Genomic DNA, 12,908 nt, shown 5'->3' with positions numbered 1-12,908 from the left:
CTACTTTCTGCCACTGCGTGGCCAGGTCCGCTAATGTCTCACCCAGTTGCCTCCAGGGCGCGCTTTCTCCAGTTCTTCCCCGCTCTGTCATGCCTCATCCTGCTGGGTGCCGTGGCCGTCACGCCGCTCCATGCCGGTGCGCCCACGCCCTTGCTGGCGCCGGTACTGGAGGCCGCCAGAAACCTGAAACTGGCCGACGAGCATCTGGCAGTCACCGCCATCCCCCTGAACGGCCCTGGGGAAGCCCGCTTCCTGAATGCGGATATGCCTTTCAATCCCGGCTCGATCATGAAGGTAGTGACCACCTATGCGGCGCTGGAACTGCTCGGCCCCACCTACCAGTGGCATACCCGCCTGTACACTGATGGCAAGATCAGTGGCAGCACCTTGCACGGCAATCTTTACTTTGTTGGCAGTGGCGACCCGAAACTGACTGAAGAGCGACTCTGGCTGCTGATGCGCGAGTTGCGCGCCATGGGCATTGCCCACATCCAGGGGGACTTGGTGCTGGATGCCAGCGCCTTCAATTTACCTAACGGCATCCCCGATTTCGACGACGACGGCGACAACCCCAACGCGCCATTTCTGGTGGAGCCCCATGCCCTGCTCACTAACCTGAACGTACTGCGTATCCGATCCCGGGCCGATGAGCGTGGCATTCATACCTGGACCGAACCCTCCCTCAACGGTGTGGACATCGATAACCGTATGGTCTTCAAGGACTATGGTCACTGCCCGCGCCGCTACCAGTTTGACTACCAACCGACGATTACCGATAGCGGCCATACCCGCATCACGCTCACCGGCGTTCTGCCCAAGGGCTGCTCCACCAGCAGCTACCTGTCTGTCATGGATCAGGGCGACTACACCGGCGCCCTGCTCACCAGCCTGTGGCAGCAGCTGGGTGGCACTCTCACCGGTCAGATCCGCCAGGGCCTGCGCCCCCGCGACACCAGCACAGAACTGCTGGCCACCACGTCCTCACGGGACCTGGTGACCATGGTTCGCGACATCAACAAGTGGAGCAATAACGTGATGGTGCGTCAGTTGTTCCTCAGCCTGGGCGCCAAACACCGCCAACCCGGCGACCGGGATGATCTGGCCGCAGCGGAAAGAACCATCCGGGAGTGGCTGGAAACCAAGGGGATCAACAGCCAGGGTATCGTTTTCGAAAACGGTTCCGGCCTTTCCCGGATAGAACGCATTTCCGCACGTCAGATGGCCAGCCTGTTGCAGCAAGCCTGGGAAAGCCGCTTTGCCGCCGAGCTGATTGCATCCCTGCCGCTGGTGGCTATGGATGGCACCATGCGCCGCCGGCTTGGCAAGGCGGGCATGGCCGGCATGGGCCATATAAAAACCGGATCGCTCAGGGATGTTCGCTCCATTGCCGGCTTCACCCGTGACGAAAACAACACCACCTGGGCTGTGGTAGCCATGGTCAACCACAGTCAGGCCTGGCGTACGGAAACCATTCTCGACTCGGTGATCGAACAGGTGCATCTGGCAGCACGCCCACCCAGTATCGATACAGCCGGGCATTAAAATATCCCCCTATAATCTGTCCAGGGTGCAATGAACACGAAACCGCACCCTGCGCACGTTTTCAGCCAGACGCTCGGGCTACGGCACCAAACGCTCCTTTCTTTCCAAGTCTGCTATGCTGCCCGGCAACATCGTATTAGCGAGGCAGCCCATGATCACCCTTCACCACCTGGAAAATTCCCGCTCCCTGCGCATCGTCTGGCTACTGGAAGAATTGGGGCTGGACTACGAAATTCGCCACTACGCCCGCGACAGCAAAACCATGCTGGCACCGCCGGAACTCAAACAAGTGCATCCCCTGGGCAAATCCCCGGTGATCACCGACGGTGACATCACCGTGCCTGAGTCCGGCGCCATCATCGAATATCTGATACAGCGATACGGCAACGACAGCTGGAAAATCAGCGCCGACGATCCACGCTGGGTGCAGGAGCGATACTGGCTACACTATGCAGAAGGCTCGCTGATGCCCCTGCTGGTGATGAAGCTGATATTCAGCCGCATTCCCAAATCGCCCATGCCCTTTATCGCCCGCCCGGTTGCCAAGGGCATCAGCGGCAAGGTCATCGGCACCTTTATCGACCCGCAACTGGAAACCCAGCTGGCCATTATCGAGGCACACCTGGGCACCCAGAGCTGGTTTACCGGCGACACCCCCAGCGCAGCGGATATCATCATGAGCTTCCCGCTGCAGGCGGCCTCCGCCCGTGCAGACCTCAGCCAATTACCCGCCATACAGCGTTTTCTGCAACAGATGGAGGCTCGCCCCGCCTACCAGCGCGCCGTGGAACGGGCAGGCCCACTGACCCCAATGCGCTAACAGGCACCATGACACCGGAACAACGCATCCTTGCCAGCTGGCATGACAATGCCCTGCCCTGGATTCGTCTGATACAGCAACAGGGCATTGCCAGCCGCCGCACCAGCGATCCGGCCATTGAACGGGCCATCATCGCCCGGCAGACAGACCGGGTTCTGGATGTGGGGTGCGGCGAAGGCTGGCTTTGCCGCCGCCTGGCCGCCCGGGGCATTCACACCACCGGCATTGATGCCGTCCCCTCACTGGTGGACAGCGCCCGCCAGCAACACCCGGACGGGGATTACCGCTGTCTGTCATTCAGCGAACTGGACACCGGCCTCACCGAATCCTTCGGTGTGGTTGTCTGCAACTTCTCCCTGTTCGGCGAACGATCCGTGGAGCAGTTGCTTGCCACCCTGAAGACACGATTGACCCCCAGCGGGGTGCTACTGGTACAAACCCTGCACCCGTTGATGGCCTGTGATGGGGACTACCGGAGTGGCTGGCGGGAAACCCGCTGGCCCGGGTCCGGCAGCGATTTCGGTGCAGCTCCACCCTGGTATTTTCGGACTCTGGAAAACTGGCTCGCCCTGTTTCAGCGCGCGGGCTACCGGGTCAACCTGGAAGAACCCCTGGACCCGCAACAAAAGCTGCCGGTATCGGTGATCTTTCACGCTGTCGCCGACCATCAATAACAGTAAACCAACAACTGATAACAAAGTGTTGCTGGTTGAAACCAGGATCCAGCCCTAGCCTGTTGGCACAACAAAAACAGGGTGGATGAGGCATGATTCTTCTTTATTTCCTGATTGTGTTTGTTTTCTTTCTTGCAATCATGCAGTGGGTTTTTCGCCGGATCGACGCTCGTCACAGTCTCTCTTCAGCGGCTGGCGCCGAGAGCATCCTGTCTACAGAACAACGCGCAAACACACGATAGAATTATCAAAAACTGTTAAAACGGCGAACCAAACACAAAATCTTTATTCTAAGCAGTATCTTTACAGGAGCTGTCAGGGAGTAAACGACATGAAAACTTATCTCGCCGCCGCCATCTTGGGTAGTGCCGTCCTCGTTACCGGCTGCCAGAGCCAGCAACCGGAAGAACCCATTAACCCCACTGCCCAGAAAATCATTTACAGCGGCATGCTGCCCTGCGCTGACTGCTCAGGTATCCGCACCACCCTGACGCTGTATCGGGATCAGTACGACAACCCCTCCCGCTTTGAACTGCGCGAAGAATACCTGAGCGGATCCAAGGTGGAGCTGAGCGCCTCGGAGCGAGGCAGCTGGGAATCCGAAAAGCGCCTGCAAGGCAACATGGAATACGACGTCTACACGATCAATCCTGACGACCCGGATGCCGATCGCCAGTACATCAAGGATGCCGTCAACGCCATTGAACAACTGGACCAGAGCGGTAACCGCATCGAATCCAACATGAACTATCGCTTGCTGCTCAAGTAAGCCTGCGAGGGCGCTTCGGCGCCCTCTGCCATGCCGGGCAAGCGCTACCCGCCTGCCAACCAATATCCTGCCCCACCACACCTGCTTTCTGCCCTTGTAATTACCCTTACCCCCAGTAACCAAAACCCACTGTTCGCTAGTGCGCAGGGCCATTACCGTGAATAGACCGCAAATAGGAATGACTTGCATTAAGAAGCCTATGAACCTATTATTGCGAACCGAATTCGGGCCTTCGCGCTGAGGGCCACAAGTCTGTGTTTCCCGGTTCCTTTCTCAGTCACCGGGATGCCACAACCGCGTGCCAGACTCTACGCACGCTTTTTTGTATTAATGACCGGGCCTTCAACTGATTCGCCCGCAGCAGGAGTGTTTCCATGCCCCCGATTTCCCTGCACCTGCCCGACTGGTTTGTCAGCGGCGGCGCCACCATGTGGGTCCTCGCCTTCATGTCCGTCATTGCCCTGGCCACTCTGATCTCCAAGATTCTGCAATTCGCCCGCGTCCGCCCAGGCAGTGCTCGTCAGGCAGACCGTCTGCTGGACGCCCTGGCCAAGGGTCAGCAGCCCGGCAAACCCGGCAAACTGACCAGCCCCATCGACCAGGTGGTATGGCAATGCTGGCAGAACAGCAAGCTGGAAGAAGCCGCCTGGCAGGAAGAAAGCCTGCGCCTGGCACGCAGCTCACTGGATAACCTGCGCGGGGGCCTGCGTATCCTCGAAGTGATCAGCGCCGTGGCACCCCTGCTCGGCCTTCTGGGCACCGTATTCGGCATGATCGGCGCCTTCCAGGCCCTGGAAACCGCCGGTTCTCAGGTCGACCCCTCTATCCTCTCTGGCGGTATCTGGGAAGCCCTGCTGACCACCGCTGCCGGTCTGACCGTAGCCATTCCCACGCTGGCCGCCTTCCATTGGGCGGATCGCAGTCTTGAACTGTGCCGGGAGAAAATGCAGGACCGTCTGTCCCGTCTCAAGGTACTGCGCAACAATCACGCGGAATCCGAGCCCCTGGAAGAGGACCGCGACCCATCGGTGGCGCATGCATATTGAACCGGAGCGTCACCGCACGCCCTTTATCAGCCTGACACCACTGATTGATGTAGTATTTATTCTGTTGGTGTTCTTTATGCTGGCCACCCGCTTCGGGCAGTTCTACGACCTGCCGGTGAACGTACAGCCCGCAGACAGCATCAACAAACCCGATGACAAGTGGCTGGTGATCGAAGTGGAAGCCGATGGCGACCTGAACCTGAACGGTGTCAGCTTTACCCCTGATGCGGTAGCCGATCGACTCGACACCCAGAAAAGCAAGGTGTGGGTCACCGTCAGCGCCGACGCCACCCTGCAGCAGGCCCTGGCCGCCGTGGACGCCATCAAGGCCGCCGGCGTCAAGGACGTACAACTGGAGCTGTTGCCGTGATGATCATGGAAACCTCTTCCCGTCGCCCGCCGCTGGAACCGGTGCTGCCGCTGATCAATGTGGTGTTTCTGCTGTTGATCTTCTTCATGCTGGCCGGCCAGCTGGCCAAGAGCCCCACCGTGTCTGTGGATACCCCACTGAGCCAGAGCGCCAATGGCCCCGAAGCCCGTGACAAACTGCTGCTGGTGTTGCAGCAGGATGGCCAGTGGTTCGCCGAAGATAACGACACCGCACTCACCAAAGCCACCCTGCAGGAGTACCTGAGTGAACGCCAGGAGGGTGCGCAAGTGCGTCTGCAAGCGGATGCCGGTGTCACCATGACCACCCTTCGCAAACGTCTGGAAACCCTGCAGGGCCTGGGCGTGGAACAGGTGCGCCTGGTGACCCGTAATGACGGGGGAGGCCAATGACATCCCGTACCCTGTTTGCCTGGGTCGCCTCTGCCCTGATTCATGCCAGCGTGCTGGTCACCGTAGGCGCACTGACCCTGGCCGGCGGACGCCCGAGTAAACCCGGCGTCACCGAAATGGTAGTGAACCTGTCTGCGCCGCCAGCGGAAAAGCCTGCTGCGCCGCCCGCTCCGGCGAAACCGGATCCGGCCCCCAAACCCGAGCCGAAACCCAAGCCCAAGGTGAAGCCAAAACCGAAACCGGTGGCGAAACCCAAACCGGAGCCAAAGCCGGAGCCCGAGCCCGAGCCTGTGGTGGCCAAGAGCGACGTCGTAGAGGAACAGGACACCCAGGAAGACACCGAGAGTGAGCAGGCCGCCAGCCAAACGCAGCCCGTAGGCGCCAAGGGCATGGCCGGTGATCCGGGCGAAGGGGTGCATCAATCCGGAGACACGGAAAACGCCCTGAACAAGTACCTGGCCAAGGTTCGCGATACCATCGACTACAACAAGCAGTATCCGCACCGCGCCCGCATGCGTCGCCAGGAGGGCACGGTAAAAGTGTCGTTCTGGATCAACGCCGCCGGGCGGGCGGAAAAAGTGGCCGTGGTAGAAAGCTCCGGCAGTCGTATCCTGGATCGGGCGACCCAGGAGCTTGTCTCCCGTCTGCGCTTTGATGCCCCACCCAAAAATCTGGACAGCATCCCGGTGGAAATCCTCGCCCCAGTGGATTACGACCTCAGCAATAGTTGATCCCTGCTCTGCCAGCCCTTATGTTCAACCTGACCGGTGATTGCCACACGGATCAGGTTGAACCAATGGCAGGCCTCCCTTTCCTGCCCCACTTCTACAGAAAGGATTCCCCCCATGAGCCCTCTGAGCCTCGCGTTACTGCTCAGTCTGGCCGCTGGCCTGAGCATGGCCATCGGCGCCCTTATCGGCGTCAAACAACACATCGCCCGGGGCTGGCTGGAACAGGAAGTCCGCCATACGGTTATCGCCTTCGGCGGCGGCGCCCTGCTGGCGGCGGTGGCCCTGGTGCTGGTGCCGGAAGGCGCCCAGCACCATAACCCCCTATCCGCCACCCTGCTGTTTGTTGGCGGCGGCGTTGCTTTCATGGTGGTGGATCGAGCCCTGGCGGCCCATGGCAGTGCCATGTCCCAACTGCTGGCCATGCTGCTGGACTTTATCCCGGAAGCCATCGCCCTGGGGGCAGCACTGGCAGTGGGTGGCGGCCAGGCTTACCTGCTGGCATTCCTGATCGGCATGCAGAACCTGCCGGAAGGCTTTAACGCCTACCGGGAAATCCGCAACAGCAAGAGCAACACTCTCTCTTCTGGCAAGATCATCCTGGCGTTCGCCGCCCTGGCCTTGCTCGGCCCGGCCAGCGCCGCCCTCGGTTTTCTGGTGCTGGTGGATAGCCCCCTGATTCTGGGCGGCATCATGCTGTTTGCCAGCGGCGGGATTCTCTATCTGGTGTTCCAGGACATCGCCCCACAGGTGCCCCTGAAGAAACACTGGGCGCCCGCCCAGGGCGCAGTGGCCGGCTTTGCGCTGGGGTTGGTGGGGCATCTTCTGGTGCATTGAGGGGTAACGGCGCTGTAGGAGCTATGCTTGCATGGCGAACCGCGCTTGCGCGGAAATCGCCCGCAGGGTGATCAGGACTTTCAGTGATCGACAGGTTCCAGAAAACTGGCTGGCAGACTGTGAACGTTACCGTTCGCCATGCAAGCATAGCTCCTACAGGGGCATTCATCGGTGCGGAGGGTTACTCCCCCCAGCGCTTTACCAGCGTCTGTTCTACCCCCAGATGATCCAGCAACCGGGCGACGATGAAATCCACCAGATCCTGTACCGTCTGCGGCTGGTGATAGAAGCCCGGCGCTGCGGGCATGATGGTCACGCCCAGGCGGGACAGCTTGAGCATGTTCTCAAGATGAAGGGGGGAGAACGGCGCTTCCCGGGGCACTAGAATCAGCTTGCGCCCTTCCTTGATGGCCACGTCCGCCGCCCGCTCGATCAGATTGTCACTGGCGCCACAGGCGATGGCGGACAGGGTGCCAGTGGAGCACGGGCACACCACCATGGCGGCAGGTGCACCACTGCCGGATGCCACCGCAGCGGTCCACTGCTCCAGCCCGCACACTACCAGGGTGCCACGGCCAGTCTGCACCCAGTCGCGCAGGGCCTGTTCGGCCTTACCGGTGCCGGCCGGCAGCTTCAGCTCGGTTTCCATGCCGATCACCACCCGCGCCGCCTTGGAGAGAATCACGAACACTTCGCAATCCGCTTGCAGAAGGCACTGCAGCAGGCGCAGTCCATAGGGCGCCCCTGAGGCGCCGGTAAAAGCCAGGGTTATTCGTTTGCTCATACACCCATTCCTACACCACGGGCCATCAACGCCGCGAGAATTGGCATCAGTACCACCAGGTGGAGTTCGGCTACCAACACACCGCGCAGATTACGTTGCAGCGTGGCATCAATCTCGGGGACATGTCCGGCCTTCACGGTTTTTCGCCAGCCCAACAGGACCTTGGTGGGATACAGACTCAACAGCGCGATCAGAATAAACAGGGTCACCTTGCCATGAAACCAGGGGCTGGACAGATAAAAATCCCAGCCTTTTTCCGTCCAGCCAGCCCGCGCAATACCGCTTACCAGAACCATCAATGCGGACAGGCCATAACCGATATCCAGCCATAGCAGAGTGCGCACATTGCGTTCGGAAATACCGGTCCGCCACAGCAACAGCTCCCCGTAGAGAAAACCAAACAGCATCAGCATGCTGAGGTAATGCACCGATGCCCAGAACACGGACCAGAACATGACAGTCTCCTCGCAAAAACCCGCAGAAATCGCGGTTAATCCGCCAGCGCATCCAGCAGCTTCTGATGAATGCCGCCAAAGCCGCCGTTACTCATCACCACCACGCTCAGTGGTTCGCCTTTGCGTGCCACCACCCGGGCAATGATGTCGTCAATGTCATTGCTCACCGATGCCGGTACCGGCGATTCGCTGACCACCGGCTCTAGCGACCAGTCCAGCCCCGGCGGCTGATACCAGACTACCTCATCCGCCGCCCCGGTGCTGGCCGCCAGCGCCTCCTTATGGCTACCCATACGCATGGTGTTGGAACGGGGTTCGATCACCGCGAGAATTTTCCCATCGCCCACCTTGCGACGCAGGCCATCCAGGGTGGTGGCAATGGCCGTGGGGTGATGGGCAAAGTCGTCGTACACGCGCACACCATCCACTTCCCCACGCAATTCCATACGCCGTTTCACGCCCAGAAACTCGCACAGGGCAGCGGCACCATCCGCCAGAGTGACACCCACATGGCGGGCCGCCAGCAACGCGGCCATGCCATTGTTGACACTATGCTGACCGGTCTGGTCCCAGCGTACCTGGGCCACCGGTTCGCCATTTTCCAGAACGGTAAAGGCAGACCCATCCGCGTTATCCAGCCGATAGCCCAGCTGCTCGTTTTCGCCGAAGCGTTCAATTTCGCTCCAGCAGCCTTTTTCCAGTGTCTCTTCCAGGGCGGTTTCACCGTGGGGGAGAATCAGCCGCCCGGTGGCGGGCACAGTACGAATCAGGTGATGGAACTGGGTCTGGATGGCAGCCAGGTCGGCAAAGATGTCCGCGTGGTCGAATTCCAGGTTATTGAGAATGACGGTGCGCGGGCGGTAGTGAACAAACTTGCTTCGCTTGTCGAAGAAGGCGGTGTCGTATTCGTCCGCTTCCACCACAAAAAACGGCGTCTCACCGAGTCGAGCAGACACACCAAAATTGCCCGGCACACCGCCAATCAGATAACTGGGGCTGAGCCCGGCGTGTTCCAGAATCCACGCCAGCATGGAGCTGGTGGTGGTCTTGCCGTGGGTGCCGGCCACCGCCAGCACCCAACGCCCAGGCAGAATCACATCCTCCAGCAACTGGGCACCAGAGGTATAGGGCAGGCCCCGATCCAGCACGGCTTCCACTGCTGGATTTCCCCGGCTCAGGGCATTGCCAACCACCACCAGATCCGGCGCTGGTTCCAGTTGCCCCGGATCATAGCCCTGGGTCAGTTCGATGCCCGCCGCTTGCAGTTGGTCGCTCATGGGCGGATAGACGTTCTGGTCACTACCGGTAACACGATGGCCCTGAGCCTTGGCCAGTTGTGCCAATGACCCCATGAAGGTGCCGCAGATGCCGAGGATATGGATATGCATGGGAATAAACCGATCAAAAGAATCCCTGCACCTTAACGGCAAGGGCCCGTCAGGTGAAGAGATCAGTGATCCCCTCCCACCAGAATCCGTACCTGTCGGGAGCGGCGCAGCACCGCCGAGGGACTCATGCCGAGCATACTCTTGAATACATGGGTCAGATGGGAGGAGTCGGAAAACCCTGCGGCCAGCGCCGCATCGGTCAGCGTGCTGCCCATGGCCATCATTGATGAGGTGACAAACAGCCGGTGCCAGAGACGATAGCGGCGGATCGGGATACCGGTGGTTTGCTTGAACAGCCGCTGCAAACGATCCCCGGACAGCCCCACCTGTTCCGCCAGCGCCTCATTGGACAGATTGTCCGCCGGGTCAGCACGGATCAATTCAACCACTCGCGCAATCCTGGCATCCGGTTCAAAACCGGCCACCGGCTCGCTATCACCGGGGAAGACCAGGCCCCGCAACCGGGCATAGGCCTCGGCGGCCTCTGTGGCACCATCATGGAGGGTCCGCAACATTTCCAGTTGATCGGCTTCCCGACCGGAATCCCGATAGACGCCACATCCCTCTGCGGTCATCGTCGGCGCATGAAACAACAAGTCCTTGCCCAACGGGTCCAGAAAACAGCAGGCGATACGCTTACCCAGCGACTCCGCCGAGAACAGTGCTCCGGCCGGAATCAGGTAGGAACGCGCAGAAAACGTCTGCCCCTCTACCGTCAGTGGAATCACATCATCCAGCCCGAACAGCAGGGTATGCGCTCCCTGAGAGTGTGATGACAGGCGTTCAATCCGCCCCAGATAAAGCGTTCGCTGCCGCCACAGATACAGCGTAGACGCAGGCAAACCGGTTTTCGCTGACAAGGTCATTGTTGTTTTTTTCCGAGTCGTCAAGCACGCGGCAGAATCGCGAGCGGGATCACAGTTTTTCTGTTTATGACAAAACGAGGCACCAATTCCTACAAGTTACTACCACCCAACCTGCTTATAGTCCAATCGTCGACAAAAAACACAGCCCTGGCGCCGGCTGTTCATGAAGGCCGGGAGAGGCCTAAAAATAACAAGACAGGAGAAAACCCATGTCGATCCGACTCCCTGGGCTGCTGGCAGCCCTGACTCTGCTCGTTACCACCACTCAGGCTCACGCCTGGTGGCCATTTGGCAAGGACACCAGCTACGCCGACACCCGTTACCCCATCGTGCTGGTCGGCGGCATTATCGCCTTCGATGATATCGCCGGCGTGGACTACTTCTACGGCATTGCCGACAACCTGCGTGACTATGGCGCCCAGGTGTACGAAAGCAATGTCAGCGCGCTGCAAAGCAACGAATACCGCGGCGAGGAACTGATCGTCCAGATAGAGAACTACCTGGCAGTCACCGGCGCCGACAAGGTGAACCTGATTGCCCACTCCCAGGGCGCGCCCACCTCTCGCTACGTGGCGGCGGTACGGCCGGATCTGGTGGCATCAGTCACCTCTGTGCACGGTGAAAACCGTGGCACCGCCCTGGCCGATGTGATTCGCGGCCTTGCACCAGAAGGCGGCATTGGTGAAGGCCTGGCCGACAGCATCGCCGGCGCTTTCGGCGCGCTGTGGGAATTCGCCTCCGGCGGCCCCAACCCGGATAACCAGTCCGCCAGTACCGTGCTGGCCGCCTCCACCACCGCAGGCATGACCAAATTCAACCAGCGTTACCCGCAAGCGCTGCCCGCCGATGCCTGTAGCACCAGCGGCCAGCATAGTGTCAACGGCGTACGCTACTGGTCCTGGGGCGGCACCGGTGTGCACACCAACCTGCTCGACCCGTTCGATAGCATTATGGTCACCGTCACCCGGTTCGCCTTCCCATCAGGCGTCAAACATGACGGTATCCTGCCCCTGTGCGGTATGTACCTGGGCAAACCCATCCGCCATGACTACCGCCACAACCATGCGGATGCCATTCGTCACCTGTTTGGTCTGATGGGTTGGGAAACCGACCCCAAGACGCTCTACCGCAACCACGCCAACCGGCTCCGAAACGCGGGCCTGTAAAACCGACCCGCAGGGCCTGGTGCCCTGCGGGCCAACAGGAACAGGAGAGCCGTTATGAAACGCCATCTCGCCCTGCTGACCACTGTCGGGTTTTTGGCCGCTGCTGGCTTGTGGGGACTGCGACAGATGCCTGCCTCCGCGCATGGGGAAACCCGCCCGGCGGCTGCCCCCCTCCCGCAGACTGCCCGCGCTGACAGCCCCACTACCTCCCAGCCTTCGCACCCGGTTGCCCAGGCTCTGGCCAACACCTCTCTGGCCGGCACCAAAGTCCCTGCCGATCTGCTCATGGACGGCGAGGGGCAACTGATCATGAACAGCGGCACCCGTGCCATTATCGAATACTTCCTGTCACTGAGCGGGGAGCTGCCGGATACGCAGATCCGCCATCTGATCCGGCAATGGGCGGAAGAGAATGCCTCCCCCCGTGCGGCCAGTGACCTGCTCGCATTACTGGATCGCTACAACGATTACCGCCAGCGATTTGCCAGCGGCGACTTTGCCGCCAGCAGCGCAAGCGACATCACCGACAAGCTGAACCAGCGCCGACAATTGCGTGAAGCGATATTCGGCGCCGATGCCGCAGCCCTGTTCGCTGACGAGGATCGCTATGACAATTTCAGCCTGCAGCGGCATGCCATCCTCACCGGTGATATGAGCGATGCGGAAAAGGAGCGGGCCATGCAGACTCTGCATGCATCACTGCCGGCACATCTGGCAGATCAGTACCGGCAACAACAGGCCCTTCAGCATCTGCAAGAAACAGAGCAAGCCATCGAGGACACAGGAAAGAACCAAACAGACCGGTTTGCCTACCATCAGCAAACGTTCGGCGATGAAGCCGCGCTGCGCTTGCAGTCTCTGGCCAGGAAGCGGCAGCAATGGCAACAGCGCTATCAGGACTATGCGACACAGCGGGATCACATTCTGGCATCCGGCTTGGCTGACAGCGATAAACAGCAACAGCTGGAGCAATTGCGGGCCAGATTGTTTGCGGAAAGCGAACAACAGCGGGTGGCAGCCCTGGACCGGCTTGAGGAGCCGGCCGGCGAATAA

At 60.3% G+C, this 12,908-nt stretch carries 15 protein-coding genes; 11 read left to right on the top strand and 4 right to left on the bottom strand.

The genetic code is table 11. The annotated features are described in order from the left end of the window. Window positions 1-33 precede the first annotated feature (33 nt). The 9 genes from dacB to Q0Y02_RS15310 all read left to right on the top strand — a co-directional run bounded on the left by dacB (window position 34) and on the right by Q0Y02_RS15310 (window position 7,196). Window positions 34-1,542 carry a D-alanyl-D-alanine carboxypeptidase/D-alanyl-D-alanine-endopeptidase gene (gene dacB, locus Q0Y02_RS15350; protein WP_297770387.1) on the top strand — a complete coding sequence of 503 codons (1,509 nt, stop codon included), beginning with the start codon at window positions 34-36 and terminating at the stop codon, window positions 1,540-1,542. Window positions 1,543-1,693: 151 nt separating this feature from the next. Next, a complete protein-coding gene (locus Q0Y02_RS15345; RefSeq protein WP_297770385.1) occupies window positions 1,694-2,362 on the top strand; it encodes a glutathione S-transferase in 669 nt (222 codons plus the stop codon). Between the two features lie 8 nt (window positions 2,363-2,370). After that, on the top strand, window positions 2,371-3,036 hold the full coding sequence (locus Q0Y02_RS15340) for a class I SAM-dependent methyltransferase (RefSeq protein WP_297770383.1): 666 nt from the start codon (window positions 2,371-2,373) through the stop codon (window positions 3,034-3,036). Window positions 3,037-3,367: 331 nt separating this feature from the next. After that, window positions 3,368-3,805: a copper resistance protein NlpE gene (locus tag Q0Y02_RS15335; protein WP_297770380.1), complete on the top strand. Its 438-nt coding sequence runs from the start codon at window positions 3,368-3,370 to the stop codon at window positions 3,803-3,805. A 374-nt stretch (window positions 3,806-4,179) separates the two neighbouring features. After that, window positions 4,180-4,851 (top strand): MotA/TolQ/ExbB proton channel family protein, encoded by a 672-nt coding sequence (locus tag Q0Y02_RS15330; protein WP_272974393.1) that lies wholly within the window; start codon window positions 4,180-4,182, stop codon window positions 4,849-4,851. Beyond that, window positions 4,841-5,221: a biopolymer transporter ExbD gene (locus Q0Y02_RS15325; protein ID WP_035250138.1), complete on the top strand. Its 381-nt coding sequence runs from the start codon at window positions 4,841-4,843 to the stop codon at window positions 5,219-5,221. The genes Q0Y02_RS15330 and Q0Y02_RS15325 overlap by 11 nt, the downstream gene beginning before the upstream one ends. Beyond that, a complete protein-coding gene (locus Q0Y02_RS15320; protein WP_297770839.1) occupies window positions 5,221-5,631 on the top strand; it encodes a biopolymer transporter ExbD in 411 nt (136 codons plus the stop codon). Before Q0Y02_RS15325 ends, Q0Y02_RS15320 begins: the two co-directional genes overlap by 1 nt. Beyond that, window positions 5,628-6,362, top strand: coding sequence for an energy transducer TonB (locus Q0Y02_RS15315; RefSeq protein ID WP_297770375.1), 735 nt, complete (start codon window positions 5,628-5,630; stop codon window positions 6,360-6,362). The genes Q0Y02_RS15320 and Q0Y02_RS15315 overlap by 4 nt, the downstream gene beginning before the upstream one ends. Window positions 6,363-6,476: 114 nt before the next feature. Then, complete coding sequence (locus Q0Y02_RS15310; protein WP_297770372.1) at window positions 6,477-7,196, top strand: divalent cation transporter; 720 nt, start codon at window positions 6,477-6,479, stop codon at window positions 7,194-7,196. Between the two features lie 181 nt (window positions 7,197-7,377). Here Q0Y02_RS15310 and Q0Y02_RS15305 read toward each other — a convergent pair whose 3' ends face one another. The 4 genes from Q0Y02_RS15305 to Q0Y02_RS15290 all read right to left on the bottom strand — a co-directional run bounded on the left by Q0Y02_RS15305 (window position 7,378) and on the right by Q0Y02_RS15290 (window position 10,689). Next, window positions 7,378-7,980 (bottom strand): flavin prenyltransferase UbiX, encoded by a 603-nt coding sequence (locus tag Q0Y02_RS15305; protein WP_297770369.1) that lies wholly within the window; start codon window positions 7,978-7,980, stop codon window positions 7,378-7,380. Next, on the bottom strand, window positions 7,977-8,435 hold the full coding sequence (locus tag Q0Y02_RS15300) for a DUF2214 family protein (protein ID WP_297770366.1): 459 nt from the start codon (window positions 8,433-8,435) through the stop codon (window positions 7,977-7,979). Before Q0Y02_RS15300 ends, Q0Y02_RS15305 begins: the two co-directional genes overlap by 4 nt. Before the next feature lie 35 nt (window positions 8,436-8,470). Further along, window positions 8,471-9,823, bottom strand: coding sequence for a UDP-N-acetylmuramate:L-alanyl-gamma-D-glutamyl-meso-diaminopimelate ligase (gene mpl / locus Q0Y02_RS15295; RefSeq protein ID WP_297770364.1), 1,353 nt, complete (start codon window positions 9,821-9,823; stop codon window positions 8,471-8,473). A 62-nt stretch (window positions 9,824-9,885) separates the two neighbouring features. After that, window positions 9,886-10,689 (bottom strand): AraC family transcriptional regulator, encoded by an 804-nt coding sequence (locus Q0Y02_RS15290; RefSeq protein WP_297770360.1) that lies wholly within the window; start codon window positions 10,687-10,689, stop codon window positions 9,886-9,888. Window positions 10,690-10,898: 209 nt separating this feature from the next. On the opposite strand from Q0Y02_RS15290, the gene Q0Y02_RS15285 reads away from it, so the two are divergent. Together Q0Y02_RS15285 and Q0Y02_RS15280 are read left to right on the top strand one after the other, a co-directional pair. Then, window positions 10,899-11,855 (top strand): triacylglycerol lipase, encoded by a 957-nt coding sequence (locus Q0Y02_RS15285; RefSeq protein WP_297770357.1) that lies wholly within the window; start codon window positions 10,899-10,901, stop codon window positions 11,853-11,855. 54 nt (window positions 11,856-11,909) lie between these two features. Beyond that, window positions 11,910-12,908 carry a lipase secretion chaperone gene (locus Q0Y02_RS15280; protein ID WP_297770355.1) on the top strand — a complete coding sequence of 333 codons (999 nt, stop codon included), beginning with the start codon at window positions 11,910-11,912 and terminating at the stop codon, window positions 12,906-12,908.

Source organism: uncultured Alcanivorax sp. (assembly GCF_947258575.1).
Lineage (GTDB): Bacteria > Pseudomonadota > Gammaproteobacteria > Pseudomonadales > Alcanivoracaceae > Alcanivorax.
Note: the sequence above shows the minus strand (reverse complement) of the source record. Positions and strands in the feature narration are given on the sequence as shown.